The sequence below is a fragment of the Pseudomonas sp. R3-41 genome (genome assembly GCF_054161485.1).
This window is the reverse complement of sequence record NZ_CP096421.1, coordinates 285351-312345: the sequence shown is the minus strand read 5'-3', so window position 1 is coordinate 312345 and position 26995 is coordinate 285351. Positions and strand designations below refer to the sequence as shown.

Annotated in this window: 26 protein-coding genes and 1 pseudogene; 18 read left to right on the top strand and 9 right to left on the bottom strand. The window is 60.5% G+C overall.

The features are described from left to right. Window positions 1-24: 24 nt before the first annotated feature. Together M1D99_RS01330 and M1D99_RS01325 are read left to right on the top strand one after the other, a co-directional pair. A complete protein-coding gene (locus M1D99_RS01330) occupies window positions 25-1458 on the top strand; it encodes an aminotransferase-like domain-containing protein (protein ID WP_186706882.1) in 1434 nt (477 codons plus the stop codon). Window positions 1459-1519: 61 nt separating this feature from the next. After that, a complete protein-coding gene (locus M1D99_RS01325) occupies window positions 1520-3085 on the top strand; it encodes a phospholipase D family protein (protein ID WP_434573594.1) in 1566 nt (521 codons plus the stop codon). Between the two features lie 187 nt (window positions 3086-3272). On the opposite strand, the gene M1D99_RS01320 is transcribed toward M1D99_RS01325, so the two are convergent. After that, the gene (locus M1D99_RS01320; RefSeq protein ID WP_186730327.1) at window positions 3273-4415 is read right to left on the bottom strand and encodes an MFS transporter; all 1143 of its coding nucleotides are present in this window, start codon (window positions 4413-4415) and stop codon (window positions 3273-3275) included. A gap of 322 nt (window positions 4416-4737) precedes the next feature. Continuing rightward, window positions 4738-6231 carry an aldehyde dehydrogenase gene (locus M1D99_RS01315; protein WP_003206859.1) on the bottom strand — a complete coding sequence of 498 codons (1494 nt, stop codon included), beginning with the start codon at window positions 6229-6231 and terminating at the stop codon, window positions 4738-4740. Between the two features lie 245 nt (window positions 6232-6476). On the opposite strand from M1D99_RS01315, the gene M1D99_RS01310 reads away from it, so the two are divergent. Both M1D99_RS01310 and M1D99_RS01305 read left to right on the top strand, forming a co-directional pair. Further along, window positions 6477-6848: a cupin domain-containing protein gene (locus tag M1D99_RS01310; protein WP_186706885.1), complete on the top strand. Its 372-nt coding sequence runs from the start codon at window positions 6477-6479 to the stop codon at window positions 6846-6848. Between the two features lie 158 nt (window positions 6849-7006). Then, the gene (locus M1D99_RS01305; protein WP_189674365.1) at window positions 7007-7252 is read left to right on the top strand and encodes an I78 family peptidase inhibitor; all 246 of its coding nucleotides are present in this window, start codon (window positions 7007-7009) and stop codon (window positions 7250-7252) included. Between the two features lie 76 nt (window positions 7253-7328). On the opposite strand, the gene rpmG is transcribed toward M1D99_RS01305, so the two are convergent. Beyond that, the gene (gene rpmG, locus M1D99_RS01300) at window positions 7329-7484 is read right to left on the bottom strand and encodes a 50S ribosomal protein L33 (protein WP_003177274.1); all 156 of its coding nucleotides are present in this window, start codon (window positions 7482-7484) and stop codon (window positions 7329-7331) included. An 11-nt stretch (window positions 7485-7495) separates the two neighbouring features. Next, a complete protein-coding gene (gene rpmB, locus M1D99_RS01295; RefSeq protein WP_003177273.1) occupies window positions 7496-7729 on the bottom strand; it encodes a 50S ribosomal protein L28 in 234 nt (77 codons plus the stop codon). Window positions 7730-8165: 436 nt separating this feature from the next. On the opposite strand from rpmB, the gene M1D99_RS01290 reads away from it, so the two are divergent. Next, window positions 8166-9752 (top strand): ABC transporter substrate-binding protein, encoded by a 1587-nt coding sequence (locus M1D99_RS01290; RefSeq protein WP_434573591.1) that lies wholly within the window; start codon window positions 8166-8168, stop codon window positions 9750-9752. 86 nt (window positions 9753-9838) lie between these two features. Here M1D99_RS01290 and radC read toward each other — a convergent pair whose 3' ends face one another. Further along, on the bottom strand, window positions 9839-10513 hold the full coding sequence (gene radC, locus M1D99_RS01285) for a RadC family protein (protein WP_186706888.1): 675 nt from the start codon (window positions 10511-10513) through the stop codon (window positions 9839-9841). Window positions 10514-10658: 145 nt separating this feature from the next. Between radC and coaBC the strand changes: the two genes are divergently transcribed. From coaBC to M1D99_RS01255, 6 genes and pseudogenes are all read left to right on the top strand, one after another. Continuing rightward, complete coding sequence (coaBC, locus tag M1D99_RS01280) at window positions 10659-11867, top strand: bifunctional phosphopantothenoylcysteine decarboxylase/phosphopantothenate--cysteine ligase CoaBC (RefSeq protein ID WP_003206865.1); 1209 nt, start codon at window positions 10659-10661, stop codon at window positions 11865-11867. A 4-nt stretch (window positions 11868-11871) separates the two neighbouring features. After that, window positions 11872-12327: a dUTP diphosphatase gene (gene dut, locus M1D99_RS01275; RefSeq protein ID WP_186706889.1), complete on the top strand. Its 456-nt coding sequence runs from the start codon at window positions 11872-11874 to the stop codon at window positions 12325-12327. A 252-nt stretch (window positions 12328-12579) separates the two neighbouring features. Further along, window positions 12580-13983, top strand: a pseudogene (locus M1D99_RS01270) (phosphomannomutase/phosphoglucomutase); the annotation flags it as partial. Between the two features lie 27 nt (window positions 13984-14010). Next, the gene (gene argB / locus M1D99_RS01265; protein WP_003206871.1) at window positions 14011-14916 is read left to right on the top strand and encodes an acetylglutamate kinase; all 906 of its coding nucleotides are present in this window, start codon (window positions 14011-14013) and stop codon (window positions 14914-14916) included. 244 nt (window positions 14917-15160) lie between these two features. Further along, a complete protein-coding gene (locus tag M1D99_RS01260; protein WP_458131304.1) occupies window positions 15161-16219 on the top strand; it encodes a type IV toxin-antitoxin system AbiEi family antitoxin in 1059 nt (352 codons plus the stop codon). Beyond that, window positions 16207-17076, top strand: a complete 870-nt coding sequence (locus M1D99_RS01255) for a hypothetical protein (RefSeq protein WP_186706892.1) — start codon at window positions 16207-16209, stop codon at window positions 17074-17076. The genes M1D99_RS01260 and M1D99_RS01255 overlap by 13 nt, the downstream gene beginning before the upstream one ends. A gap of 45 nt (window positions 17077-17121) precedes the next feature. Here M1D99_RS01255 and pyrE read toward each other — a convergent pair whose 3' ends face one another. Further along, the gene (gene pyrE / locus M1D99_RS01250) at window positions 17122-17766 is read right to left on the bottom strand and encodes an orotate phosphoribosyltransferase (protein ID WP_186706893.1); all 645 of its coding nucleotides are present in this window, start codon (window positions 17764-17766) and stop codon (window positions 17122-17124) included. Window positions 17767-17848: 82 nt separating this feature from the next. On the opposite strand from pyrE, the gene M1D99_RS01245 reads away from it, so the two are divergent. Further along, window positions 17849-18628 carry an exodeoxyribonuclease III gene (locus M1D99_RS01245; RefSeq protein ID WP_013694557.1) on the top strand — a complete coding sequence of 260 codons (780 nt, stop codon included), beginning with the start codon at window positions 17849-17851 and terminating at the stop codon, window positions 18626-18628. 93 nt (window positions 18629-18721) lie between these two features. Here the strand turns inward: M1D99_RS01245 and gltS are convergent, their stop codons facing one another. The 3 genes from gltS to rph form a co-directional block, all read right to left on the bottom strand. Beyond that, window positions 18722-19930, bottom strand: coding sequence for a sodium/glutamate symporter (gene gltS / locus M1D99_RS01240; protein WP_458131303.1), 1209 nt, complete (start codon window positions 19928-19930; stop codon window positions 18722-18724). A 354-nt stretch (window positions 19931-20284) separates the two neighbouring features. Beyond that, window positions 20285-20653 carry a DUF4870 domain-containing protein gene (locus tag M1D99_RS01235; RefSeq protein WP_186706896.1) on the bottom strand — a complete coding sequence of 123 codons (369 nt, stop codon included), beginning with the start codon at window positions 20651-20653 and terminating at the stop codon, window positions 20285-20287. 30 nt (window positions 20654-20683) lie between these two features. Further along, the gene (rph, locus tag M1D99_RS01230) at window positions 20684-21406 is read right to left on the bottom strand and encodes a ribonuclease PH (RefSeq protein ID WP_003177262.1); all 723 of its coding nucleotides are present in this window, start codon (window positions 21404-21406) and stop codon (window positions 20684-20686) included. A gap of 265 nt (window positions 21407-21671) precedes the next feature. Between rph and M1D99_RS01225 the strand changes: the two genes are divergently transcribed. The 6 genes from M1D99_RS01225 to M1D99_RS01200 all read left to right on the top strand — a co-directional run bounded on the left by M1D99_RS01225 (window position 21672) and on the right by M1D99_RS01200 (window position 26977). Then, window positions 21672-22535 (top strand): YicC/YloC family endoribonuclease, encoded by an 864-nt coding sequence (locus M1D99_RS01225; protein ID WP_434573584.1) that lies wholly within the window; start codon window positions 21672-21674, stop codon window positions 22533-22535. Window positions 22536-22547: 12 nt separating this feature from the next. Further along, window positions 22548-23168 (top strand): guanylate kinase, encoded by a 621-nt coding sequence (gmk, locus tag M1D99_RS01220; RefSeq protein ID WP_053126561.1) that lies wholly within the window; start codon window positions 22548-22550, stop codon window positions 23166-23168. Window positions 23169-23335: 167 nt separating this feature from the next. Next, on the top strand, window positions 23336-23599 hold the full coding sequence (gene rpoZ, locus M1D99_RS01215; protein WP_003177259.1) for a DNA-directed RNA polymerase subunit omega: 264 nt from the start codon (window positions 23336-23338) through the stop codon (window positions 23597-23599). Window positions 23600-23659: 60 nt separating this feature from the next. After that, entirely contained in the window at window positions 23660-25765 is a 2106-nt protein-coding gene (gene spoT, locus M1D99_RS01210) for a bifunctional GTP diphosphokinase/guanosine-3',5'-bis pyrophosphate 3'-pyrophosphohydrolase (protein WP_053126562.1), read from the top strand. Between the two features lie 35 nt (window positions 25766-25800). After that, a complete protein-coding gene (locus M1D99_RS01205) occupies window positions 25801-26181 on the top strand; it encodes a RidA family protein (protein WP_186706898.1) in 381 nt (126 codons plus the stop codon). Between the two features lie 55 nt (window positions 26182-26236). After that, window positions 26237-26977 carry a hypothetical protein gene (locus M1D99_RS01200; RefSeq protein ID WP_458131302.1) on the top strand — a complete coding sequence of 247 codons (741 nt, stop codon included), beginning with the start codon at window positions 26237-26239 and terminating at the stop codon, window positions 26975-26977. Window positions 26978-26995: the final 18 nt, after the last annotated feature.

Here is a 26995-nt window from a genome sequence, read left to right as displayed (position 1 = left end):
TGCTCATCTCATCGGGAGCGCACCATGACCCTCTATGTGAACCTCGCCGAACTGCTCGGCACCCGCATCGAACAGGGCTTCTACCGTCCTGGCGACCGGCTGCCTTCTGTACGGGCATTGAGCACGGAGCATGGGGTCAGCTTGAGTACGGTGCAGCAGGCCTATCGCGTGCTCGAAGACAGCGGGCTGGCGATGCCGAGACCCAAGTCAGGTTATTTCGTGCCCGTGAGCCGTGAACTGCCGGACCTGCCGGTGATTGGCCGCCCGGCCCAGCGCCCCGTGGACATTTCCCAATGGGACCAGGTGCTGGAACTGATACGCGCCGTGCCGCGCCCGGACGTGGTGCAACTGGGCCGAGGCATGCCGGATATCCATTCGCCGACCATGAAACCGCTGCTACGCAGCCTGGCGCAGATCAGCCGCCGACAAGACATGCCGGGCCTGTATTACGACAACATCTACGGCAACCTCGCGTTGCGCGAGCAGATCGCCCGGCTGTCGCTGGACTCCGGCTGCCAATTGGGCCCCAATGACCTGATCGTCACCACCGGCTGCCATGAAGCCCTGTCGGTCAGCATCCGCGCCACCTGCGAACAAGGCGATATCGTCGCGGTGGACTCACCCAGCTTTCACGGGGCCATGCAAACCCTCAAGGGCCTGGGCATGAAAGCCCTGGAGATTCCCACCGACCCGCTTACCGGCATCAGCCTGGATGCGCTGGAACTGGCCCTGGAGCAATGGCCTATCAAGGCCATACAGTTGACTCCCAGCTGCAACAACCCATTGGGCTACATCATGCCCGACGCCAATAAACGCGCGCTGCTGAACCTGGCGCAACGCTTCGACGTGGCGATTATTGAAGATGATGTGTATGGGGAGTTGGCCTACACCTACCCTCGCCCACGCACCATCAAGTCGTTCGATGAAGACGGCCGCGTCTTACTCTGCAGTTCGTTTTCCAAGACCCTGGCGCCTGGCCTGCGCATTGGTTGGGTCGCGCCAGGCCGGTATCTGGAGCGGGTGCTGCACATGAAATACATCAGCACCGGCTCTACCGCGCCACAGCCGCAGATCGCCATTGCCGAGTTTCTCAAGGGCGGGCACTTCGAACCCCATTTACGGCGTATGCGCACGCAATACCAGCGCAATCGCGACGCAATGATTGACTGGGTCAGCCGCTATTTCCCAGCGGGTACCCGTGCCAGCCGCCCGCGGGGCAGCTTCATGCTGTGGGTGGAACTGCCCGACGGCTTCGATACGCTGAAGCTCAATCGAGTCCTGCTGGACCAAGGCGTACAGGTCGCCGTCGGCAGCATCTTTTCGGCATCGGGCAAGTACCGCAACTGCCTGCGGATGAACTACGCTGCCAAGCCAACGGCCCAGATCGAAGAGGCTGTGCGCAAGGTCGGAGCGGCCGCCATCGCACTGTTGAACGAAACCCAGCGCGATGTCGTCTGAACGTTAACCAGGGAAGCAGCACTCAACAGCCGATCACCACCAACAAGCGGAACGATCCTACGTGAGATCCAGACCGATCCTGCCTGCGTTGCTGTTAGTCGCCTCACTGCTGAGCGGCTGCGCCGGTCTTGATGTCACCCGTGAGCCCTCCCAGGCCTTGCCCGCCGCCGAATCCTCGTTCGGCCGCTCGGTCCAGGCCCAGGCCGCGCCCCACGAAGGACGCTCAGGCTTTCGGCTGCTATCGGACAGCACCGAGGCCTTTACCGCCCGAGCCGAGCTGATTCGCAACGCCCAAGGCAGCCTGGATTTGCAGTACTACATCGTCCACGACGGCATCAGTACTCGAATGCTGGTGGATGAATTGCTCAAGGCCGCCGACCGCGGCGTGCGCGTGCGGATCCTGCTGGACGACACCACCAGCGATGGCCTCGACCAGATCATCGCGACCCTTGCCGCTCACCCACAGATCCAGATCCGCCTGTTCAATCCGCTGCACCTCGGACGCGCTACCGGCGTGACCCGTGGCCTCGGGCGCCTGTTCAACCTGTCGCTGCAACACCGGCGGATGCACAACAAGCTTTGGCTGGCCGACAACAGCATGGCCATCGTCGGCGGCCGCAACCTGGGCGATGAGTATTTCGACGCCGAACCCAACCTGAACTTCACCGACATCGACCTGCTCGGCGTCGGCCCGGTGGCCGAACAATTGGGCCACAGTTTCGACCAGTACTGGAACAGCGCCCTGAGCAAACCCATCGAACAGTTCCTGTCCCATCGCCCCACGCCCAAGGACCTGGCCAACAGTCGGCTGCGCCTGCAAGAGTCGCTGGAGCAGACCCACAAGGAAAACCACGCGCTTTACCAGCAATTGACTGCCTACAAGACCCAACCGCGCCTGGATACGTGGCGCGACCAGTTGATCTGGGCCTGGAACCAGGCGCTGTGGGACGCGCCCAGTAAAGTGCTGGCCAAGGGTGAACCGGACCCGCAGCTATTGCTGACCACCCAACTGGCCCCCGAACTGACGGGCGTCAGCAAAGAACTGATCATGATTTCCGCCTACTTCGTCCCCGGCCAGCCAGGCTTGGTGTACTTGACCAGTCGCGCAGACGCCGGTGTGTCGGTGAGCCTGCTGACCAATTCCCTGGAAGCCACCGACGTGCCCGCCGTGCACGGCGGCTACGCGCCGTACCGCAAGGCCCTGCTGCAACATGGCGTGCGCCTGTTCGAGTTGCGACGGCAACCGGGCGACACCGGCGGCAGCGCTCACTTGTTCTACAGCAAGTCCTACGGCGAATCGGACTCCAGCCTGCACAGCAAGGCGATCATCTTCGACCAGCAGAAATCCTTCATTGGCTCGTTCAATTTCGACCCGCGTTCGGTGCTATGGAACACCGAAGTCGGCGTGCTGGTGGACAGCCCTGAACTCGCCGGACAAGTCCGTGAGCTGGCCTTGCAAGGCATGGCGCCGGCCTTGAGCTACCAGGCGAGGCTGGAAGATGGAACGCTTGTGTGGACCACCGAAGATAACGGCCAGATCCACGACCTGGCCCGAGAACCGGGCAGTTGGTGGCGCCGGTTCAATGCCTGGTTCAGCACGACGATCGGACTGGAGCGGATGCTTTAGAGGCGGACAGGTCGCTTTTGTGGCAGACCGCTTTGTGGACAGCCTGCCTTGTGGCAGACCGCTTTTGTGGCGAGGGAGCTTGCTCCCGCTGGACTGCGAAGCAGTCCCGGCTTTGCGGTTGCTGCGCAACCGAGCGGGAGCAAGCTCCCTCGCCACAAAAGCCCCCTTGCTACAGGGTTTCGGGTGTTCAAGCGGGCTGGGTGCTCCCAAACGCCCCCTGGCGAACCAGCAGGATCACCAGCCCGAACGCCCCGGCCGCCATGAACAAAGGCAGCGCATGGCCGCTGATCCATTGGCTGCCCGCCCCCGCCACCAGCGGGCCGACCAGGCAACCGAGCCCCCACAGTTGCGCGACATGGGCGTTGGCCCGAACCAGCGCATCGTCGCGGTAACGCTCGCCGATCAGGATCAGCGACAACGTGAACAAACCGCCTGCGCTGGCGCCGAACAGCACCCACAGCGGCCAGATCAGCAGGGTATCGATCAGCAGCGGAACCGCCAGGCTCGATAACATCAATGCCACCGCACACCCCGTCAACAGAGCCCGGCGAGACACACGATCGGCCAGGGCACCGATGGGCAACTGCAGCAAGGCATCGCCGACCACCACGGTGCTGACCATCGCCAGCGCGATGTCAGCCGTGAAGCCCTGGCGCAGGCAATACACGGGCAGCAAGGTGAGGATCATCGCCTCGAACGCAGCGAACAACGAGACCGCCCAGGCAATCGCTGGCAAGCCGCGGCAGAACGCCCATAAATCACTGAACGTGACGTTGCCGGCCTCACTGCTGGGTGCACCGCTACGGCCCAGCAGCAACAAGGGTGCGATCAACAACAGCCCAACGCCCACCCAAAACCCGTAGTCATGATCGGTCCCCAGGGCGCCCAGCAGCAGCGGGCCAGACAACTGGCTCAGGGCGTAGCTGCTGCCGTATAGCGCCACCAGCCGTCCACGCCATTTTTCAATGACCAACTGATTGATCCAACTTTCACCCAGAATGAACACCAAGGTCAGAACCACGCCGATCATCAGGCGCAACAGCAACCAGACTGTATAGCTGGGCAGTAGCGCCAGGAGCCCGATGGACACTGCCCCACCCCATAGGCACAGGCGCATCAACGCCGCCGTGCCGAACCGCGCCGCCAGACGGCTCGACACCTTGGCCCCAAGCAACACCCCCACGGCCGGCATCGCAGCCATCACGCCAATGGCGAACGAGCCATAACCCCAGCCCTCCAGGCGCAGCGATACCAGCGGCATGCTCACGCCCAGGGCCAGGCCGACGCTCAGGACAGACGCCAACACGGCGAAATAGGTTGCCCAACGCATTTCCACGCTCCTGTGGACAGTGATGTTTCAAGCCCTACGCAAAACAAATGTGGGAGCGAGCCTGCTCGCGATGACGGAGCAACATTCAACAAAGTCGTCGACTGTCATACCGCTATCGCGAGCAGGCTCGCTCCCACAGGGGATCTGTTTCGACCGCCAATCTTCCGCTCATTCTCAACCAATGTGGGAGCGGGCTTGCTCGCGAAGGCGGAGTGCCAGTCAACTTAGTTGCTGAATGTTAAACCGCTTTCGCGAGCAAGCCCGCTCCCACAAAAGAATCAGCGCTGCATGGAGCCCCGGACAGGGTCCGGGGCCGCCCATGTCAAAGCTTGATCCAGGTCGACTTCAGCTCGGTGTATTTGTCGAACGCATGCAGCGACTTGTCGCGACCGTTGCCCGACTGCTTGAAGCCACCGAACGGTGCGGTCATGTCGCCGCCGTCGTACTGGTTGACCCATACGCTGCCGGCGCGCAGGGCCTTGGCGGTGAGGTGAGCCTTGGAGATGTCCTTGGTCCATACCGCTGCAGCCAGGCCATACGGCGTGTCGTTGGCGATTTCAATGGCCTGCTCGGCGGTGTCGAAGGCGATGACCGACAACACCGGGCCGAAAATCTCTTCCTGAGCGATCTTCATGGCATTGCTCACGCCGTCAAAAATCGTCGGCTCGACATAAGTGCCGCCGGTTTCTTCAAGGATGCGCTTGCCACCGGCGACCAGTTTGGCGCCGTCGCTGTGACCGGCCTCGATGTAGGACAACACCGTGTTCATCTGCTGGGTATCCACCAGGGCGCCGACGTTGGTCGCCGGGTCCAGGGGGTTGCCCGGCTTCCAGCCCTTGAGGGCTTCGATCACCAGCGGCAGGAACGTGTCCTTGATGGAACGCTCCACCAACAGCCGCGAGCCGGCGGTGCAGACTTCGCCCTGGTTGAAGGCGATGGCGCTGGCAGCGGATTCGGCCGCGGCCTGCAGGTCCGGAGCATCGGCGAACACGATGTTCGGGCTCTTGCCGCCGGCTTCCAGCCAGATGCGCTTCATGTTGGATTCACCGGAATAGATCATCAATTGCTTGGCGATCTTGGTCGAGCCAGTGAACACCAGCGTATCGACGTCCATATGCAGGGCCAGGGCCTTGCCGACGGTGTGGCCGTAGCCTGGCAGCACGTTCAGCACGCCTTTCGGAATGCCGGCCTCGATCGCCAGCGCGGCGATGCGGATGGCGGTCAGCGGGGACTTTTCCGACGGCTTGAGCACCACCGAGTTACCGGTGGACAACGCCGGACCGAGCTTCCAGCAGGCCATCATCAGCGGGAAGTTCCACGGCACGATCGCGCCCACGACACCCACCGGCTCACGGGTCACCAGGCCCAATTGATCGTGCGGCGTGGCGGCCACTTCGTCGTAGAGCTTGTCGATGGCTTCACCGCTCCAGCTCAACGCTTGGGCCGCGCCGGGCACGTCGATGTTCAGCGAGTCGCTGATCGGCTTGCCCATGTCGAGGGTTTCAAGCAGGGCCAGCTCTTCGGCATGCTGCTTGAGCAGGCCGGCGAAACGAATCATGGTGGTTTTGCGCTTGCTTGGCGCCAGGCGCGACCAGACGCCGGAGTTGAAAGTGGCGCGGGCATTCTCGACGGCACGCTGGGCGTCGGCCACGTCGCAGCTGGCGATCTTGCCCAGCAGGCGGCCATCGACCGGGCTGAGGCAATCGAAGGTTTCGCCGGACACCGCATCGGTGTACTCACCGTTGATAAAGGCGCGGCCTTCGATTTTCAGGTCGCGGGCGCGTTGTTCCCAATCGGCACGAGTCAGGGTGGTCATGCGTGTGTCCTCCTCTTATTGAGTACGAACGCCGCGCAATGCGCAGCGCTCAAAAGAATTCTGCCCGGCCAGCCTGCTTTCGGCGCTGTTCGGCGCTGTAATTGGTACGGGGCACCCGCCACCCTAAACCAGCGGCTGGTCATGTTTCAATATATTTGACACAACGGTGGCAAACGGCCTTGCGATGTTCGTTTTAATAAACATAGACTCGAGGCCTTTCCAAGCGATCACTGGGGATCACCCGCATGAGCATTCAGGACATCGTCGACTTCAGCCAGGCCAATACCACCGCCGAACGTTATCGCCCGGACCCGGCCAAGGTGTTCAAGGGCGATCCCGAACAAGCCGTGTTCAACCACTACAGCAGCCCCTGTGGGCAAATGAACGCTGGCGTGTGGGAAGGCGCCATTGGCCAGTGGACGGTCAACTACACCGAGCATGAATACTGCGAGATCGTCCAGGGCGTTTCCGTGCTGCGGGACAATGACGGCAACGCCAAGACCCTGCGGGCCGGCGACCGCTTCGTGATCCCAGCGGGGTTCAAGGGCACCTGGGAAGTGCTGGAGCCGTGCCGCAAGATCTATGTGGTGTTTGAACAGGCCAAGACCGCGCCGTAAAAGACCGTGACACTAAATCATTGGTCAATCGCCACGGTGACGATTAAAACCTGCCATAGGCACCGCGCAATTTATCGTCGCAGCGGGACGCGCAGGATGCGCGACCAACCCAACCGGTGAGTGCCTTTTCTTTTTAACGATCAGCAAGGAAGCTAGAAATGCCGAATCAAAACGACACCGTTGTCGTGCCGATGCCAGACGACCAGTGCGATATCGCTATCGCCCAGTACACCATTGGCCAAAAATACACCCGCGAGCTGCGTGAAGAAGTTCGCGCGCTGGCCAACGGGGCCCAGGTTCGCCCCGCAGGCCCGAAACACCCTATAACCTACGATCTGCGCCCGCGACGCATCAACCTTGTAACGGATGTCGACGGAATCATCGTCGGCATTAAATGCGGTTGATCCACAGGACCAAAACACAACAAAAAAGGCCCGTATCTCGCGATACGGGCCTTTTTCGTAAGAAGGGAAAAATCAATTACTTGATTTTGCCTTCCTTGTAGATCACGTGCTTGCGAACAACCGGATCATATTTCTTGATCTCGATTTTGTCCGGGGTAGTACGCTTGTTCTTGTCGGTAGTGTAGAAGTGACCAGTACCGGCGCTCGAGATCAAACGAATCAATTCACGCATGATTAGCTCCCTTAAACCTTGCCATCGCGACGAAGTTCGGCCAGCACGACACTGATGCCACGCTTGTCGATGATGCGCATGCCTTTGGCAGATACGCGCAGACGCACAAAACGTTTCTCTTCTTCAACCCAGAAGCGGTGATGCTGCAGGTTCGGCAGGAAACGACGACGGGTTTTGTTGTTTGCGTGGGAAATGTTATTCCCAGTCACCGGACCCTTACCGGTAACTTGACAGACTCTCGACATGCCTCAGCCCTCTAAAACCACATGCCCAACCCGGCATGGGTTGGCCGCTTAATCTCTCAGTCATTTGGCGCCAGGCGCCGCGTTTCTTTAAGGGTCTTACCGGCTACACCTACAGTGAAGGAACCGGGCCCCTAGAAAAGAGCGCTGCTTTATACCAGAAAGACCACAGTGCAACAACAGCCGATGTGATTTGTCTTCCTGGAGAATCATCGGCCAACCGCCCGGGACGGCGGGGACAGAGGCTGGCGCCACCCCTTACCGCTCGTCGCCGCACGCAGGTTTTTTTCACATACGACAGGTTTTGGCCACCCAAACGTCGCCGCAGCGTGCCGGAAAATGCAAAAAGGGGATAGTCATTTGGCAGCGAGCCCACTAGGGTAGGCCTTTTCCAGACTGCACTCGCAGATGGGCCTTCGACTTGCACAGGAAACCGACCATGCGCCTCGCTGCCCTACCGTTGTTGCTCGCCCCTCTGCTGATCACCCCGCAGGTATTCGCCGCCGCCCTGAGCGTCTGCACCGAAGCTAGCCCGGAAGGGTTCGATGTCGTCCAGTACAACTCCCTGACCACCACCAATGCCTCTGCCGACGTGCTGATGAACCGCCTGGTGGATTTCGACACCGCCAGCGGCAAAGTAGTCCCCAGCCTGGCCGAGCGCTGGGAAGTCTCCACCGATGGCCTGACCTACGTGTTCAAGCTGCGGCCGCAGGTCAAGTTCCACCGCACCGATTACTTCACGCCGCGCCGCGACCTGACCGCCGAGGACGTGAAGTTCAGCTTCGAACGCATGCTCGATCCGGCGAACCCGTGGCACAAGGTCGCGCAAAGCGGTTTCCCTCACGCCCAGTCCATGCAGTTGCCGGCGCTGATCAAGAAAATCGACGCCCTGGATCCGCTGACCGTGCGCTTCACCCTCGATCACGCCGACTCGACGTTCCTGGCGACGTTGAGCATGGGTTTTGCCTCCATCTATTCGGCCGAATACGCCGACCAGTTGATGCAGGCCGGCACGCCGGAAAAACTCAACAGCCAGCCGGTCGGCACCGGCCCGTTCATTTTCAGCCGATTCCAGAAGGACGCCTCGATTCGCTATAAGGCCAACGACGCCTATTTCGGCGGCAAGCCCCAGGTGGACCCGCTGATATACGCCATCACGCCGGACGCCAACGTGCGACTGCAGAAACTGCGCCGCAACGAATGCCAGATCGCCCTGTCGCCCAAGCCGCTGGATGTGCAGGCCGCCCGGCAGGAATCGACCCTGAGCGTGGCCCAGACCGAGGCCTTCATGACCGCGTTCCTGGCGATCAACAGCCAGCATCCGCCCCTGGACAAGCCCGAGGTGCGGCAAGCCATCAACCTGGCCTTCGACAAGGCCAGCTACCTCAAGACCGTCTTCGAAGGCACCGCCGAAGCCGCCAGCGGCCCTTACCCACCGAACACCTGGAGCTATGCCAAGCACTTGCCGGGCTATGCCCACGACCCGGCCAAGGCCCGCGACTTGCTGGCCAAGGCCGGCTTGAAGGAAGGCTTCAAGACCACCATCTGGACGCGCCCTTCCGGCAGCCTGCTCAATCCCAACCCAAGCCTAGGCGCACAGCTGCTGCAATCGGACCTGGCGGAAGTCGGCATCCAGGCGGAAATCCGCGTGATCGAATGGGGCGAACTGATCCGCCGCGCCAAGGCCGGCGAGCATGACCTGCTGTTCATGGGCTGGGCCGGCGACAACGGCGACCCGGACAACTTCCTCACGCCGCAGTTTTCCTGCGCGGCGGTGAAGTCCGGGACCAACTTCGCCCGTTATTGCAACCCGGACCTGGACAAACTGATCAGCGCCGGCAAGACCACCGGCGAACAAGGCGTGCGCGCCAAGCTCTACGAACAGGCCCAGGCCCAGATCCAGCAGCAGGCCCTGTGGCTACCCCTGGCCCACCCCACTGCCTTCGCGCTTACCCGCAAGGATGTGCAGGGTTATGGGGTGAGCCCGTTTGGGCGGCAGGACTACTCCAAGGTCAGCCTCAAGTAACCCCAGCCCACGGACATTTGAAGTTGCAATGGTCCCTGTGGGAGCGAGCTCGCTCCCACAAAGGGCCTCGCTTCGTCAGACCCGGCCTACATCCACCCCCGCTCCGCCATCGACAACGGTTCCCCATCGCCAACGATGAAATGGTCGAGCACCCGCACATCGATCAACTCCAGGGCCTCCTGGAGCCGCTCAGTGAGCACACGGTCGGCCTGGCTGGGCTCGGCGTTGCCGGAGGGGTGGTTGTGGCACAGGATCAACGCAGCGGCGTTATGGGCCAGGGCGCGCTTGACCACCTGCCGGGGATGGACACTGGCGCTGTCGATAGAACCGCGAAACAGCGCCTCGAAGGTCAGCACCTGGTGCTTGGAATTGAGAAACAGGCAACCGAACACCTCGTGGGGTTCGTGGCGCAGCATGGATTTGAGGTATTCACGCACCGCGAATGGGCTTTCCAGTGATGTCTTTTCCCGTGCCCGCTCAGCCAAGTGCCGCCGACTCATTTCCTGAGCCGCCTGCAACTGGGCAAACTTCGCCGGCCCGAGCCCCATATGATTGCTGAATGTAATCTGATCGGCTTCAAGCAGCGCGCGCAGGCTGCCAAATTGAATCAACAGTTGTCGCGCCAGATCCACCGCGCTTTTGCCTGACACCCCGGTGCGTAAAAAAATCGCCAGCAGCTCGGCGTCCGAAAGACTCCCCGCCCCCAGCGCCAATAACCTCTCCCGCGGTCGCTCGGCCGCGGGCCAGTCACGAATACTCATGGCATCTCCCTGATTGTGGGCGCCGCTGTTCCGTAGCGGTCGCTGTGATATCGTAGCCCATCTTTTTTGCAGGCGATTTGCACCCTGGCAGGCTGCTGCCAAGGGGTTCGCCTTGCACTGACCACTGAAATCGAAAGGCAGGCCTATGCAGCGGCTGTATCGGAAACGCATCGTTCTGGGCGTCGGCGGCGGCATTGCCGCCTACAAGAGCGCCGAGCTGGTTCGCCGACTCATCGACCAGGGCGCGGAAGTACGGGTCGTCATGACCCGTGGCGGCAGCGAGTTCATCACCCCGCTGACCATGCAAGCCCTGTCCGGCCACCCGGTCCACCTGGATTTGCTCGACCCGGCGGCCGAAGCCGCCATGGGCCATATCGAACTGGCCAAGTGGGCCGACCTGGTGCTGATCGCCCCGGCCACGGCCGACCTGATCGCCCGTTTGGCCCAAGGCATCGCCGACGACCTGCTGACCACCCTGGTGCTTGCCACCGACGCCGTGGTCGCCGTCGCCCCCGCCATGAACCAGGCCATGTGGCGCGATCCGGCCACCCAGGCCAACCTGCAATTGCTGGAAAGCCGCGCCCTGAAAGTCTTCGGCCCAGCCTCCGGCAGCCAGGCCTGCGGCGACGTCGGCATGGGGCGCATGCTTGAGGCTACCGACCTGGCCCAGTGCGCCGCCGATTGCTTCCAGCGCCAGGCCCTGACCGGCAAGCATGTGCTGATCACTGCCGGGCCGACCCAGGAAAACATCGACCCGGTGCGCTACATCACCAACCACAGCTCCGGAAAAATGGGCTTCGCCCTGGCCGAAGCCGCCGTCGAAGCCGGCGCCCGGGTGACGCTGATCACAGGTCCGGTGCACCTGCCGACCCCGGACCGAGTCACGCGCATCGACGTGGTCAGCGCCCGGGACATGCTCGCGGCCTGCGAAGCGGCCATCCCCTGCGACCTGTTCATCGCCTCGGCTGCGGTAGCGGACTACCGCCCCGAAGTCGTTGCCCCGCAAAAATTGAAGAAAGACCCTACAAGCGGCGACGGCCTGCTCCTGCAAATGGTGCGCAACCCGGACATCCTGGCCAGCATCGCCACCCGCCCCGACCGACCGTTCAGTGTCGGCTTCGCCGCCGAGACCGAACACCTGCTCGATTACGCCGCCCGCAAGCTCAAGGACAAGAACCTCGACTTGATCGTCGCCAACGATGTGGCCAACCCGAGCATCGGCTTCAACAGCGAAGAAAACGCCTGCAGCGTGATCGACCGCCAGTTGCACGCCACACTTTTCGCCCAGACCAGCAAGAGCAAGATTGCCCGCCAGCTGATCACTTTCATCGCCGAACGTCTGAACCAGGTTTAATGTCATGCACGCTCTACAAGCCAAGATCCTCGACCCACGCATCGGCAGCGAATTCCCGCTGCCGCAATACGCCACACCAGGCTCCGCCGGCCTCGACCTGCGGGCGATGCTCAAGCAGGACACGATCCTGGAGCCAGGCCAGACCCTACTGATTCCTACCGGCCTGTCGGTGTACATCGGCGACCCGGGCCTGGCCGCGCTGATCCTGCCGCGCTCGGGCCTGGGCCACAAACACGGCATCGTGCTGGGCAACCTGGTGGGCCTGATCGATTCCGACTACCAGGGCGAACTGATGGTGTCGTGCTGGAACCGCGGCCAAACGGCCTTCAATATTGCCGTGGGCGAGCGCATCGCGCAGTTGGTACTGGTGCCGGTGGTCCAGGCCCACTTCGAACTGGTCGACGAATTCGACGAGAGCCAGCGCGGCGCCGGTGGTTTTGGACATTCCGGCAGCCATTGACCGCTCGATTGCGGGCCCGGCGTCCTGCCCGGCCCGCTCATGAAGCTTCTGTTTCAGGACAAAAAATGCGCAATGGCTTTCTGCTAGGTTTCCCATCCGGAATCAATGTATTAGGCGAGCGAGGCCGGGGTACCGCTGTCTCATGGCACTTTCCCACCACGAACTCTCTGTCAAAAACGCCGTCATACCCTTCAGCTTGAGCCTGCCGACACCCAGTGTCGGCCTGTCCAGTCACTTTCCTGATAGAGCGCCCCGCCCATGAACACCCCAGCCGCAATCGCCCCGATCTTCCCTGAAAGCATTTTCCGCGCCTACGACATCCGTGGCGTGGTACCGGAAACCCTCACCGCCGAAACCGCCTACTGGATCGGCCGCGCCATTGGCTCCCAGAGCCTGGCCCAGGGCGAACCGAACGTGTGCGTCGGCCGTGACGGCCGCTTGTCGGGCCCCGAGCTGGTCGAACAATTGATCAAAGGCGTTGCCGACAGCGGCTGCCACGTCAGCGACGTGGGCCTGGTGCCGACGCCCGCGCTGTATTACGCCGCCAACGTGCTGGCCGGTAAATCCGGAGTGATGCTCACCGGTAGCCACAACCCGTCGAACTACAACGGCTTCAAGATCGTCATCGCCGGCGACACCCTCGCCAACGAGCAGATCCAGGCCCTGCACACCCGCCTCAAGACCAACGACCTGAGCAGCGGCCAGGGCAGCGTGACCAAGGTCGACATTCTCCCTCGCTACAACGACGAGATCGTCAAGGACGTGAAGCTCTCCCGCCGCCTGAAAGTGGTGGTCGATTGCGGCAACGGCGCGGCCGGCGTGATCGCCCCGCAACTGATCGAAGCCCTGAACTGCGAAGTTATCCCGTTGTTCTGCGAAGTCGACGGCAACTTCCCTAATCACCATCCGGACCCGGGCAAGTTGGAAAACCTGCAAGACCTGATCGCCAAGGTCAAGGAAACCGACGCCGACCTGGGCCTGGCCTTCGACGGCGACGGCGACCGCGTGGGCGTGGTGACCAATACCGGCAGCGTGGTGTTCCCGGACCGCCTGCTGATGCTGTTTGCCAAGGACGTGGTGGCGCGCAACCCCGATGCCGAGATCATTTTCGACGTGAAATGCACCCGTCGCCTGGTGCCGCTGATCAAGGAATATGGCGGTCGCCCGCTCATGTGGAAAACCGGTCACTCGTTGATCAAGAAGAAAATGAAACAGAGCGGCGCCCTGCTGGCCGGCGAAATGAGCGGCCACATCTTTTTCAAGGAACGCTGGTTCGGTTTTGATGATGGCATCTACAGCGCCGCGCGCCTGCTGGAGATCCTCAGCAAGGAAAAATCCACGGCCGAAGAACTGTTCGCGACCTTCCCGAACGATATTTCTACGCCAGAAATCAATATCCATGTGACCGAAGAGAGCAAATTCAGCATCATTGATGCTCTGCACGACGCCCAGTGGGGCGAAGGCGCCGAACTGACCACCATCGACGGTGTGCGGGTCGACTACCCACAAGGCTGGGGCCTGGTCCGCGCCTCCAACACCACACCGGTGCTGGTGCTGCGTTTCGAAGCCGACAACGAGGCGGAACTGCAGCGCATCAAGGACGTATTCCACGCCCAACTCAAACGTGTTGCACCTGATCTCCAACTACCGTTTTGATTTTTTGAAGCACTACCGGAGCCCTGAATGACCCTCGAACGCGAAGCCGCCGCCAACACCGCCAAGGTCCTGTCCGAAGCGTTGCCTTATATCCGACGCTACGTCGGCAAGACCCTGGTGATCAAATACGGCGGCAACGCGATGGAAAGCGAGGAGCTCAAGACCGGCTTCGCCCGCGACATCGTGCTGATGAAGGCCGTGGGCATCAACCCGGTGGTCGTACACGGTGGTGGCCCGCAGATCGGCGACCTGCTCAAGCGCCTGTCGATCGAGAGTCACTTCATCGACGGCATGCGCGTGACCGATGCACAGACCATGGATGTGGTGGAGATGGTCCTGGGCGGCCAGGTCAACAAGGACATCGTCAACTTGATCAACCGCCATGGCGGCAGCGCCATCGGTCTGACGGGCAAGGACGCCGAGCTGATCCGGGCGAAGAAACTCACCGTCACCCGCCAGACCCCGGAGATGACCCAGCCGGAAATCATCGACATCGGTCATGTGGGCGAAGTAGTCGGCATCAACACCGACCTGCTGAACCTGCTGGTCAAGGGCGACTTCATCCCGGTCATCGCGCCCATCGGCGTGGGCGCCAACGGTGAGTCGTACAACATCAACGCCGATTTGGTGGCAGGCAAGGTTGCCGAGGCACTGAAAGCTGAAAAGCTGATGCTGCTGACCAACATCGCCGGCCTGATGGACAAGTCGGGCAAGGTCCTGACCGGACTGTCGACCCAGCAGGTCGATGACCTCATCGCCGACGGCACCATCTACGGCGGCATGCTGCCGAAGATTCGTTGCGCGCTGGAAGCGGTACAGGGCGGCGTCGGCAGCTCGCTGATCATCGACGGCCGGGTGCCCAATGCGATCCTGCTGGAGATCTTCACCGATACCGGCGTGGGTACGTTGATCAGCAATCGCAAGCGTCCCTGATAGCTGACACACCAAAATCGCGATCCTTGGCAGTTTTCAAAGTGGATTCAAAACATGAAGTCCATTTTGCACTGGCAGGGCTCGCGTTTTTTTTCGCGAGCAAGAAGACATCAAGCTTACCCTGTCTTGATTTTCAGCGATGGTGCCATTTCAACAAACGCTGAAACCACCCATTTTGCTGAAATACGTGGACTACTTTCACTGAAATTGGTAGTTTCAGCATTCGTTGAAAAGGTCTCTGTCAATGAAAATACTCACAATAAACGCGAAAGAGGCGCTTCAAGACCTCCTAGGCAAAGTACCGGTCATCGAGATAAAAAGCGTGAAGATCTCGCTGCCAGCCAAAACCTGGGCCCCTGATCTCATCGTTGAAATAGACGCTTCGGGAAAATCGCATTTCCTGGCCTGCGACATCAAAGCCAACGGACAGCCCCGATTTGTTACCGCAGCCATACTCCAACTTCGCGACTACGTCAGTGAAAGGAGTACAGAGATCACGCCTATCGTGATAGCCCCCTACCTTTCGCTTGCTGCGAGACAGGCATGCCGGGAAAAAGGCGTGGGTTATCTGGATCTGGAGGGCAATGCCTGGCTGTCGTTCGATGGTGTATTCATCGACCACCAAGTCGCAGAAAAGCCGCCCTCGGAAAACAGAGGGCTGAAATCTCTCTTCAAGCCGAAGTCAGCACAGATCCTTCGTACGATGTTGCGCGAGCCCGATCATGCATGGCGTGTGATAGAACTCTCCGAGGCAGCCAATGTGAGCTTGGGCCAAGTCAGCAATGTGCGCACGGCCCTACTTGATCGCGAATGGGGACAAGCAACACGCGATGGATTTTTCCTGTGCGATCCTCAATCGCTTCTGGATGCATGGGTCCAAGCCTATGAGGCTCCATCCGGGGAGCGTAAAAAATTCTATACCGCCTTACACGGCAGCTCCCTGGAGAATGCGGCACGCAGCGTAATCGGCGAAAAAGGCAATGGACGCACGGTATTTTCCTCGTTTTCCGCCGCACAATGGCTCGCCCCCTACGCCCGAGTCAGCACGAATTATTTTTACGCCGACAGTGAAGGCCTGGAAAAATTAATCACAGCTTTGCAACTGGTCCCCGTCACCAAGGGTGAAAATGTGGTGATTACCCTCCCTAAGGACGAAGGGCTCCTTTTGGACGTCGTCGAAGCGGCGCCCGATGCGATATGCACCAGCCCCGTTCAAACCTATTTGGACCTATCCATTGCTGGCGAGCGCGCAAAGGAAGCGGCCGAATATCTACGCCAGGAAAAACTGACATGGCCCCGGTAGTACCGCAGGAACCTCAATCGGCCTCGGATTATGAAGACAGGACGACGGTGGCAGTTAAAGCAGTACTCGTCGAAATGGGTCAGATCCTGGGTAGCTTCAAAGGAAAGTTCGCAGTGATTGGCGGTGCAGTGCCATGGCTGCTCCTTGCAAATGACGATATGCAGCATGTCGGTACACTCGATGTCGACTTGAGCCTTGATGCAGAAGCACTGGGTGATGGCGAGTACGCGACTCTGGTCGAAGCCTTGATGGGCAATGGGTACGAGCAGAGAGGAGAGTTACGACGCTTTCAACTCGTTCGCCAGGTTCCCGTGGATGACGGGGGAGCCCCGATAGATGTGATCGTGGATTTCTTGATGCCACGCGATGCTGCGATCATTCAAAACAAACCGCCCATTCTGAGCGACTTTGCAGTTCAACGTGCCGACGGTGCCGACCTGGCAATGCGGTTTTATCAGATGGTCGCAATTGAAGGACCTATGCCTACCGGCGGTACAAATCGAGTCGAGGTTGCCGTGTGCTCTATCCCGGCACTGCTCGCAATGAAAGGCTATGCCCTTAATGGACGACACAAGCAGAAAGACGCCTACGACATTTACTATTGCGTTCGCAATTTTCCGGGCGGCATAGCAGCGCTCGCGCAGGAATGCCGCCCCGTACTTGAAACCGGAAGTGGCGAGCAAGGCTTTCTGTACATCTGCCAGAAATTTGATATTGCCGACGGTTATGGCCCGACGTCCGTAAGGCGTTTCGTCGAAGACAGCCAGATCCTTGAGGATCGGACGCCAGATCAGTGGCAGCAGGATGCTTTCGGGCAAGTGGATGCCTTACTTCGCGCCCTTCATTTACGGGAGTGAACATTCACTGAAAAAAACAAGGCCCTGTTTCCGGGGCCTTGGTTTTTAGACGCCGAACTGGGCGCGGTAGGCTTCCACTGCCGGCAAATGCTGCTTGAGCTGCGGATCATCGGCCAAAAATTCCAGCACTTGGTTCAGCGACACAATGCTGACCACTGGAATGCCGAAATCGCGCTCCACTTCCTGGATCGCCGACAGCTCGCCGTTGCCGCGCTCCTGGCGGTTCAGGGCGATCAGCACACCAGCGGCCTTGGCGCCTTCCTGGGAACCGATGATCTGCATCACTTCGCGAATGGCGGTGCCCGCGGTGATCACGTCGTCGATGATCAATACTTCGCCGGTCAGCGGCGCGCCGACCAGGCTGCCGCCTTCGCCGTGGGCCTTGGCTTCCTTGCGGTTGAAGCACCAGGGCAGGTCGCGGCCGTGGTGTTCGGCCAAGGCCACAGCGGTGGTGGCAGCCAGCGGGATGCCTTTGTAGGCCGGGCCAAACAATACGTCGAACGGGATGCCGCTCTCGACGATGGCTGCGGCATAGAACCGGCCCAACTGTGCCAGGGCGGTTCCGCTGTTGAACAGGCCCGCATTGAAGAAGTACGGGCTGGTGCGCCCGGACTTGAGGGTGAATTCACCGAAGCGCAAAACGCCGCGATCGATGGCAAAGCGAATGAAATCGCGCTGATACGCCTGCATGAAAAAAGCCTCAAATACCGCGGATTTAGCTAAATAGGTACACGGCGTGTATCATACACGCACGTGATTTTTGGGGCCATTTATGCGGATCATCAGTGTGAACGTCAATGGTATTCAGGCTGCAGTCGAGCGTGGTTTGCTCAGTTGGCTGCAAGCACAGAATGCCGACGTCATCTGCCTGCAGGACACCCGCGCCTCCGCCTTTGAACTGGACGATGCAGCCTTCCAACTGGATGGTTACTTCCTTTATGCCTGCGATGCCGAAGTCCCCGCCCAGGGTGGCGTGGCTTTGTACTCGCGGCTGCAACCGAAGGCTGTCATCAACGGTCTCGGTTTCGAGACGGCGGACCGCTACGGGCGCTACCTGCAAGCCGATTTCGACAAGGTCAGCATCGCGACCTTGCTGCTCCCTTCGGGGCAGAACGGCGATGAAGATTTGAATCAGAAATTCAAGTTGATGGACGACTTCGCCCGTTACCTTGATAAACAGCGGCGCAAACGTCGCGAGTACATTTATTGTGGCTCGCTGTACGTGGCGCAACAGAAGCTGGATATCAAGAACTGGCGCGACAGCCAGCAATCTCCTGGTTTCCTGGCGCCGGAACGGGCCTGGATGGACGAGATCATTGGCAACATGGGTTATGTCGACGCCCTGCGTGAAGTCAGCCGTGAAGGCGACCAGTACAGCTGGTGGCCAGACAACGAGCAGGCCGAGATGCTCAACCTCGGCTGGCGTTTCGACTACCAGCTGCTGACGCCCGGGTTGCGCCGCTTCGTACGCAGCGCCCGCCTGCCGCGCCAGCCACGGTTCTCGCAGCATGCGCCGCTGATCGTGGATTACGATTGGACGCTGACCATCTAAGCGTATCGGCGATAGCCTCCGGTAGACCGGACAAAAAATGCCCGTATCGCAAGATACGGGCATTTTTCATGGAGCACGCTACCGCCCAGAACATCAAGTCACGGCGAAAAACGGCAGGGCCAGGTACAACTTGATGACGATGACGTTAATGATATCGATGAAGAACGCTCCCACCATCGGCACCACCAGAAACGCTATTTGCGAAGGTCCGTAGCGCTGCGTCACAGCTTGCATGTTGGCGATGGCCGTCGGCGTGGCGCCCAGCCCAAAACCGCAATGTCCCGCCGCCAATACCGCGGCATCGTAGTGACTGCCCATGATCCTGAACGTCACGAAAATCGCAAACAGTGCCATAACCAATGTCTGCGCCGCCAGGATGATGAAGATCGGCAAGGCCAATGAGGCCAGGTCCCATAATTTGAGTGACATCAAGGCAATCGCCAGGAACAACGACAAGCTGACGTTGCCAAGCACGGATACTTCTCGTTCGAATACTTGATACAAGCCAAGTGCCGAAAGCCCGTTGCGCAAGACCACTCCTACGAACAAGACGCAAACGAACGTCGGCAATTCGAATGCAGTACCGTGGAGCTGCCCATTCAAGAGCGTGCCGGCCAACAGGCTGACCGCGATCAAAGCAAGTGTCTCGATAAACGAAAACGCCGTTATCGAGCGCTCTTTGTTTGGCTGCTCGAAGCCCTTGGGCATCCGGGTTTTTTCTGGCTCAAGGCCGCCGGGTGATTGGACACGCTTGATGAGCAACCGCGCAACCGGCCCACCGATCAAGCCACCCAACACCAAGCCAAACGTCGCGGAAGCCATCGCAAGTTCGGAGGCGGAAGCCAGACCGTATTTCTCACTGAACACCGACCCCCACGCCGCGCCTGTACCGTGACCGCCCGCCAAGGTGACCGAGCCTGTCAGCAACCCCATCAACGGATCGAGCCCCAGCGCTTTTGCGAGCCCGATACCCATGGCATTCTGAACCACCAGCAGACCAACCACCGCGAGCAGGAAAACCCCCACGACGCGCCCGCCTTTCTTCAGGCTGGCCAAATCTGCACTGAGGCCGATCGTGGCAAAAAACGCCAGCATCAACGGTGTTTGCAGAGAAGTATCAAACCGAACTTCAACTTCAAGTCCCCGCAAAGCCAAGAGCGCCAGGGCAACTACCAGCCCACCCGCTACAGGTTCAGGGATATTGTAGGCACGCAGAAAACCAACACGTGTAACAAGGCCGCGCCCCAACAGAAGCACTAACGAGGCGGCGACAAGGGTTCCATAGAAATCGAGCTGAAACATAATTACTTAATCTTTTTTCATATCTTTTCAAGGACGAATTTTTTACCTGGACACGCCTCTTGAACAGGTTGATTCCTCAACACTAATTGTCTTTAAATTCAATGACCTTCAATGGTCTGAATATATCGAAATATTTCTGAAGGAATATAACTTGGGCCAACTCTATCAATCGTAGAGTCTTATTGCCAAGCACAGAGACCGCCCTGAAACTGTGCAGTTGTGACTAAAAATGTAAGGCCAATATACAAGCACAACAACTTTGTGCGCAAAGGGCATCGTACATAAAGAGAAACAATTAAGACGTCAAAAAAAATGCCCCGATAAGACGGGGCATTTTCTGAGCAGCGTGGAAGATTATTTAACCAACCGCCAGGTAAACGGATACCGATACGGCTGCCCTTCATTGGCCTTCACGCCGCCAATGATCGTCAGCACCAGCGCACCGATGGCCACCAGGCCGAACAGGAAGAAGCCGATCACCACGATCATCAGCAGCAGGCTGATCGCCGCGGCGATCGCCACGGTGATCTGGAAGTTCAGCGCCTCCTTGCCCTGGGCATCGATGAACGGGTCGGATTCACGCTTGATCTGCCAGATGACCAGCGGCCCGATCAGCGAACCGAACGGAATGAAAATTCCCACTAGTGCAGACAGGTGACAAAACATCGCCCATTGCCGCACTTCTTTGCTCGGCTGGGGCAACAGGACTTGCTCATCACTCATGACATTCTCCTTGTCTGAAGCGCACAACGATCAGTCGGCCAAGGCGGCCTTTTGCAGTTCGAAGATCTCGTTCATGCCTTTCTTCGCCAATTCCAGCATAGCGTTCAATTCTTCCGGCTGGAACGGCGCGCCCTCGGCGGTGCCCTGGACTTCGATGAAACCACCGGCGCTGGTCATGACCACGTTCAGGTCGGTCTCGGCGGCGGAATCTTCCAGGTAATCCAGGTCCAGCACCGGCTCGCCCTGGTACATGCCCACGGACACGGCGGCGATCATTTGCTTGAGCGGGTCACCGCCCTTGAGGCCGCCGCGCTTCTTGATCACTTTCAAGGCATCGACCAGCGCAACCATGGCCCCGGTAATGGAAGCCGTACGCGTGCCGCCGTCGGCCTGGATCACATCGCAATCGACATACAGCGTCACGTCGCCCAGCTTGGACATGTCCAGCGCAGCGCGCAGCGAACGACCGATCAGACGCTGGATTTCCAGGGTGCGGCCGCCCTGCTTGCCACGGCTGGCCTCACGCTGGTTCCGCTCGCCGGTGGCGCGCGGCAGCATGCCGTATTCGGCGGTCAACCAGCCCTGGCCTTGACCCTTGAGAAACCGTGGTACGCCGTTTTCGACGCTGACGGTGCAGATGACCTTGGTATCACCGAATTCGACCAGTACAGATCCCTCGGCGTGTTTGGTGTAGTTGCGGGTAATGCGGATCGAGCGAAGCTGATCGGCAGCGCGACCACTTGGACGTTTCATAGGGAACACCTGTACAGAGGACGGAAAACTGCCGGACATTATAGAGCCGTGGGCCGCCAGAGGGCAGTTTAAAAAAGCTGACGCGACCGGTGAACGCGCCCGAAGCCCCGGCCGACGGGCTGCAGCGGTTTGTTGCCGGAGCTGTTTGGGCGCTTGGGTCCCACTGCGCTACAATCCCGCGCCTTTGCTGTCCTTCAGCATTTATCCACAGATCCCAGGCCCCGCACCCATTGGTTGTGGCCGGCCTGCATTGCGAGGAACCCCCATGGTGCACAGCATGACCGCCTTCGCCCGCGTCGAGAAAGCCGGGGCCCAAGGCACGCTGAGCTGGGAGCTGCGCTCGGTCAACAGCCGTTACCTGGAGCCGCACCTGCGCCTGCCCGAGTCCTTCCGCGACCTGGAAGGCAACGTACGCGAAGCGCTGCGCCAGGGCCTGTCCCGAGGCAAGCTGGAATGCACCCTGCGTTTCACCGAAGAAAGCACTGGCAAACCCCTGCAAGTGGACCGCGAGCGCGCCGCGCAGTTGGTCGCTGCCGCCGAAACCGTCGCCAGCCTGATCAAAAACCCCGCGGCCCTGAATCCGCTGGAAGTCCTGGCCTGGCCCGGCGTGCTGGTGGGTGACGCGAGCGACCCCCAGGCGCTGAACGCGGAAGCGCTGGCATTGTTCAACCAAGGCCTGAAAGAGCTCAAGGCCGGTCGCGAGCGTGAAGGCGCGGAGCTGGCCCGGCTGATCAACGAGCGCCTGACCTCCATCGAAGAAGACGTCGGCACCCTGCGCGAGCTGGTCCCGCAGATGCTCGCCACCCAGCGCCAGAAGGTCCTCGATCGTTTCGCCGACATGAAGGCCGAGCTGGACCCGCAACGCCTGGAACAGGAAATGGTCATGCTCGCGCAAAAGAGCGACGTGGCCGAAGAACTGGATCGCCTGAGCACCCACATCATCGAAGTCCGCCGGGTGCTCAAGTCCGGCGGCGCGGCCGGTCGCCGCCTCGACTTCCTGATGCAAGAGCTCAACCGCGAAGCCAATACACTGGGCTCCAAAGCCTTCGACCCGCGCAGCACCCAGGCAGCGGTCAACCTCAAAGTGTTGATCGAGCAAATGCGCGAACAAGTGCAGAACATTGAGTAAGGCTAACCCGACATGACCCACAGCACCGGCACTCTCTACATCATTTCCGCGCCCTCGGGCGCCGGCAAGACCAGCCTGGTCAAGGCGCTGATCGACGCCGAGCCGCAGATCCGCGTCTCGGTCTCGCACACCACCCGTGCCATGCGCCCAGGCGAAGTCAACGGCGTGAACTATCACTTCGTCGACCGCGAAGAGTTCGTGAAAATGGCCGAGCACGGCGACTTCCTGGAGCGCGCCGAAGTCTTCGGCAACCTCTACGGCACGTCGCAAAGCTATCTGCAGCAGACCCTCGACGAAGGCCATGACCTGATCCTGGAAATCGACTGGCAAGGCGCCGAGCAGGTGCGCAAGCTGATGCCCCAGGCCCGCTCGATCTTCATCCTTCCCCCGAGCCAACAGGCCTTGCGCCAGCGCCTGACCAACCGCGGCCAGGACAGCGACGAGATCATCGAAGGCCGGATGCGTGAAGCGGTCAGCGAAATGAGCCACTACGTCGACTACGATTATCTGATCATCAACGACGATTTCGCCCACGCGCTGGACGACCTGAAGGCGATTTTCCGCGCCAGCCAGCTGCAACAGAAACGCCAGCAGCAACGTTTCGGTAAATTATTGGCCGAACTACTGGGCTGAACAGCCCTTCCCAAAACCGCTGCGACGGCTTTACATTGGTACTCGCAGCGCGCCGAGGGGTTTGGTTAAAAAATCAGCGCTTCCCTAAACGCTGGTGTTTTTTTAAACTGCCGAGTCCGCTCGCCCAACCGGGCAGCGCGCATATTGCATTCGCTCCGAGGAATACCATGGCCCGCGTAACCGTTGAAGACTGCCTAGAACACGTGGAAAACCGCTTTGAGCTGGTCATGCTCTCTACCAAGCGTGCCCGTCAACTGGCCACCGGCGGCAAAGAGCCATTGGTCCAGTGGGAAAACGACAAGCCTACCGTGGTAGCGCTGCGTGAAATCGCCGAAGGCCTGATGAGCTACGAGTTCATCGCCAACGCTGAGATCGTCGAAGACGAACCGCTGTTCGCAGCGTTCGAGGACGAGTCCAACGAGGCGGTCTAAGCCTATGCCTGGTCGACGTAGCACGGCGCGGGGTCACAGCAAACGGCAGGAGTCACCATCATGCCGAGCATAGACGCCCTCGCCGATCGCTTATCGGCCTACCTCGGCACGGACCAGGTCAACCTGGTCCGCCGAGCCTATTTCTACGCCGAACAAGCCCACGACGGCCAACGCCGACGCAGCGGCGAGGCGTACGTCACGCACCCGCTTGCGGTGGCGAACATTCTTGCCGACATGCACATGGACCATCAGAGCCTGATGGCGGCGATGCTGCATGACGTGATCGAAGACACCGGCATTGCCAAGGAAGCGCTGCAAGCGCAGTTCGGCGAAACCGTGGCCGAACTGGTCGACGGGGTCAGCAAGCTGACCCAGATGAACTTCGAGACCAAGGCTGAGGCCCAGGCCGAAAACTTCCAGAAAATGGCCATGGCCATGGCACGCGACATCCGCGTGATCCTGGTCAAGCTCGCCGACCGCCTGCACAACATGCGCACCCTGGAAGTGCTGTCCGGCGAAAAACGCCGGCGCATCGCCAAGGAAACCCTGGAAATCTACGCCCCCATCGCCAATCGCCTGGGCATGCATGCCATCCGCATCGAGTTCGAAGACCTGGGCTTCAAGGCCATGCACCCGATGCGTTCTGCGCGGATCAACCAGGCCGTCAAGCGCGCCCGGGGCAACCGCAAGGAAATCGTCAACAAGATCGAAGAGTCCCTGAGCCACTGCCTGGCCATCGACGGCATCGAAGGCGAAGTCAGCGGGCGCCAGAAACATCTCTACGGCATCTACAAGAAAATGCGCGGCAAGCGCCGGGCCTTCAACGAGATCATGGACGTCTACGCGTTCCGGATCATCGTCGACAAGGTCGACACCTGCTACCGCGTGCTGGGTGCTGTGCATAATTTGTACAAACCGTTGCCGGGGCGTTTCAAGGACTACATCGCGATCCCCAAGGCCAACGGCTACCAGTCGCTGCACACCACGCTCTTCGGCATGCACGGCGTGCCGATCGAAATCCAGATCCGCACCCGTGAAATGGAAGAGATGGCCAACAACGGCATCGCCGCCCACTGGCTCTACAAATCCAGCGGTGACGAACAGCCCAAGAGCACCCACGCCCGCGCCCGGCAGTGGGTCAAGGGCGTGCTGGAAATGCAGCAGCGCGCCGGCAACTCCCTGGAATTCATCGAGAGCGTGAAGATCGACCTGTTCCCGGACGAGGTCTACGTCTTCACGCCCAAGGGCCGAATCATGGAGCTGCCCAAGGGCTCCACGGCCGTGGACTTTGCCTATGCGGTGCACACCGACGTCGGCAACAGCTGCATTGCCTGTCGCATCAACCGCCGCCTGGCACCGTTGTCCGAACCGCTGCAAAGTGGCTCCACGGTGGAGATCGTCAGCGCCCCCGGCGCGCGCCCCAACCCGGCGTGGCTCAATTTCGTGGTCACCGGCAAGGCCCGCACGCACATCCGTCACGCGCTGAAGCTGCAACGTCGCTCCGAATCCATCAGCCTCGGCGAACGCCTGCTGAACAAGGTCCTGAACGGCTTCGACAGCTCCCTGGACAAGATTCCGGGTGAGCGGGTGCAGGTGATGCTCCACGAATACCGTCTCGAATTGATCGAAGACCTGCTCGAAGACATCGGCCTGGGCAATCGCATGGCCTATGTCGTCGCCCGTCGCCTGCTCGGCGAAGGCGAACAGCTGCCAAGCCCCGAAGGCCCGCTGGCGATTCGCGGCACCGAGGGCCTGGTGCTCAGCTATGCCAAGTGTTGCACGCCGATCCCGGGCGATCCGATTGTCGGCCACCTGTCCGCCGGCAAGGGAATGGTGGTGCACCTGGACAACTGCCGCAACATCAGCGAAATCCGCCACAACCCGGAAAAATGCATCCAGCTTTCGTGGGCCAAGGATGTCACTGGCGAGTTCAATGTCGAGCTGCGAGTCGAGCTGGAACACCAGCGCGGCCTGATCGCCCTGCTGGCCAGCAGCGTCAACGCCGCCGACGGCAATATCGAAAAAATCAGCATGGACGAGCGCGATGGTCGCATCAGCGTCGTCCAATTGGTGGTCAGCGTGCACGACCGTGTGCACCTGGCCCGCGTAATCAAGAAGCTGCGCGCCCTGACCGGCGTTATCCGCATCACCCGGATGCGCGCATAACGCCTCAATAGCCTATTCCTTACAAGGAGTCATCGATGACCAAGACCGTAATCACCAGCGACAAGGCCCCAGCCGCCATCGGCACCTATTCCCAGGCGATCAAGGCCGGCAACACGGTGTACATGTCGGGCCAGATCCCACTGGACCCGAAAACCATGGAACTGGTGGAAGGCTTCGAAGCCCAGACCGTGCAGGTGTTCGAAAACCTCAAGGCCGTAGCCGAGGCTGCCGGTGGTTCGTTCAAGGACATCGTCAAGCTGAATATCTTCCTCACCGACCTGAGCCACTTTGCCAAGGTCAACGAGATCATGGGCAAATACTTCGACCAGCCCTACCCTGCCCGCGCCGCCATCGGCGTAGCGGCCCTGCCGAAGGGCTCGCAGGTCGAGATGGATGCCATCCTGGTCCTCGAGTAATAAGGTCGGCGCAGCTTCCCCCGCTGCGCCGTTTTCGTCTTGAAAGGATTCCACCATGCGCAAAGCGCTTGCTCTCTCGCTGGCAGCCCTGCTTCTGGGCGGCTGCGCCAGCGACCCTGCCGACCGTGACATCAGCGGCACCTGGATCAACCAGGCGGCCATCGACGCTGCCGCCAAGGGCGGCCCGCTGCGCGAAGCGCTGCAAGGCTATGGCCCGAACCTGGAATGGGACGTCAACACCCGGGCCGGCCAGGCGCGCTATACCAACGGTTTTGAAAACGTCGAAGGCAAGTTGCTGGGCGAAGAAGACGGCGCCTGGAAAGTCGACTTCTACGGCAGCTCCGCCAGCGAACTCAAGCGCGACGGCGACCAGTTGAGCCAGGCCGCCACCGAGAACGAACCGCAACAGGTGTTCGACCGCGCGCAAGTGCAGGTACCGGAAGGCGCACCCATCGGTGCCAGTTTCGAGCGCGCGCTGTATGCCGCCTACCTGGGTGGCACCTGGAACATCGCCAGCGGCCCCGGCCAGGGCGCCACCGTGCAATTCCAGCCCGACGGCCAGGTCAGCGGCCTGCCGGGTGCCGATCGCTACGCCTTGTGCCTGGCCGGCGATTGCGCCTCCATGAGCGGCGGCAACGACAACATCTGGCTGCAACAAAACGGCCAGGGCAATACATGGATCTTTGCCCGCGACGGCAAGAAGCTGGAAATTTTCCAGACCGTGAATGCGGCATTGGCGGATGAAATGCCGTCGTTCACGCCGGGCAACCGGCAGTGGGTGCTTGAAAAGCAGTAGGAGCCACGACGCAACTCT

Bases quoted from the DNA above. Each gene is read 5' to 3' on its own strand.
- M1D99_RS01255 (WP_186706892.1), top strand. From the start codon at position 16,207: ATGGCCCCGGTAGTACCGCAGGAACCTCAATCGGCCTCGGATTATGAA.
- spoT (WP_053126562.1), top strand. From the start codon at position 23,660: ATGCCGAGCATAGACGCCCTCGCCGATCGCTTATCGGCCTACCTCGGC.
- M1D99_RS01310 (WP_186706885.1), top strand. From the start codon at position 6,477: ATGAGCATTCAGGACATCGTCGACTTCAGCCAGGCCAATACCACCGCC.
- M1D99_RS01245 (WP_013694557.1), top strand. From the start codon at position 17,849: ATGCGGATCATCAGTGTGAACGTCAATGGTATTCAGGCTGCAGTCGAG.
- rph (WP_003177262.1), bottom strand. From the start codon at position 21,406: ATGAAACGTCCAAGTGGTCGCGCTGCCGATCAGCTTCGCTCGATCCGC.
- M1D99_RS01235 (WP_186706896.1), bottom strand. From the start codon at position 20,653: ATGAGTGATGAGCAAGTCCTGTTGCCCCAGCCGAGCAAAGAAGTGCGG.
- M1D99_RS01320 (WP_186730327.1), bottom strand. From the start codon at position 4,415: ATGCGTTGGGCAACCTATTTCGCCGTGTTGGCGTCTGTCCTGAGCGTC.
- M1D99_RS01200 (WP_458131302.1), top strand. From the start codon at position 26,237: ATGCGCAAAGCGCTTGCTCTCTCGCTGGCAGCCCTGCTTCTGGGCGGC.
- rpmB (WP_003177273.1), bottom strand. From the start codon at position 7,729: ATGTCGAGAGTCTGTCAAGTTACCGGTAAGGGTCCGGTGACTGGGAAT.
- rpoZ (WP_003177259.1), top strand. From the start codon at position 23,336: ATGGCCCGCGTAACCGTTGAAGACTGCCTAGAACACGTGGAAAACCGC.
- M1D99_RS01315 (WP_003206859.1), bottom strand. From the start codon at position 6,231: ATGACCACCCTGACTCGTGCCGATTGGGAACAACGCGCCCGCGACCTG.
- M1D99_RS01305 (WP_189674365.1), top strand. From the start codon at position 7,007: ATGCCGAATCAAAACGACACCGTTGTCGTGCCGATGCCAGACGACCAG.
- M1D99_RS01290 (WP_434573591.1), top strand. From the start codon at position 8,166: ATGCGCCTCGCTGCCCTACCGTTGTTGCTCGCCCCTCTGCTGATCACC.
- M1D99_RS01205 (WP_186706898.1), top strand. From the start codon at position 25,801: ATGACCAAGACCGTAATCACCAGCGACAAGGCCCCAGCCGCCATCGGC.
- M1D99_RS01330 (WP_186706882.1), top strand. From the start codon at position 25: ATGACCCTCTATGTGAACCTCGCCGAACTGCTCGGCACCCGCATCGAA.
- gltS (WP_458131303.1), bottom strand. From the start codon at position 19,930: ATGTTTCAGCTCGATTTCTATGGAACCCTTGTCGCCGCCTCGTTAGTG.
- coaBC (WP_003206865.1), top strand. From the start codon at position 10,659: ATGCAGCGGCTGTATCGGAAACGCATCGTTCTGGGCGTCGGCGGCGGC.
- argB (WP_003206871.1), top strand. From the start codon at position 14,011: ATGACCCTCGAACGCGAAGCCGCCGCCAACACCGCCAAGGTCCTGTCC.
- radC (WP_186706888.1), bottom strand. From the start codon at position 10,513: ATGAGTATTCGTGACTGGCCCGCGGCCGAGCGACCGCGGGAGAGGTTA.
- M1D99_RS01260 (WP_458131304.1), top strand. From the start codon at position 15,161: ATGAAAATACTCACAATAAACGCGAAAGAGGCGCTTCAAGACCTCCTA.
- pyrE (WP_186706893.1), bottom strand. From the start codon at position 17,766: ATGCAGGCGTATCAGCGCGATTTCATTCGCTTTGCCATCGATCGCGGC.
- rpmG (WP_003177274.1), bottom strand. From the start codon at position 7,484: ATGCGTGAATTGATTCGTTTGATCTCGAGCGCCGGTACTGGTCACTTC.
- dut (WP_186706889.1), top strand. From the start codon at position 11,872: ATGCACGCTCTACAAGCCAAGATCCTCGACCCACGCATCGGCAGCGAA.
- M1D99_RS01225 (WP_434573584.1), top strand. From the start codon at position 21,672: ATGGTGCACAGCATGACCGCCTTCGCCCGCGTCGAGAAAGCCGGGGCC.
- gmk (WP_053126561.1), top strand. From the start codon at position 22,548: ATGACCCACAGCACCGGCACTCTCTACATCATTTCCGCGCCCTCGGGC.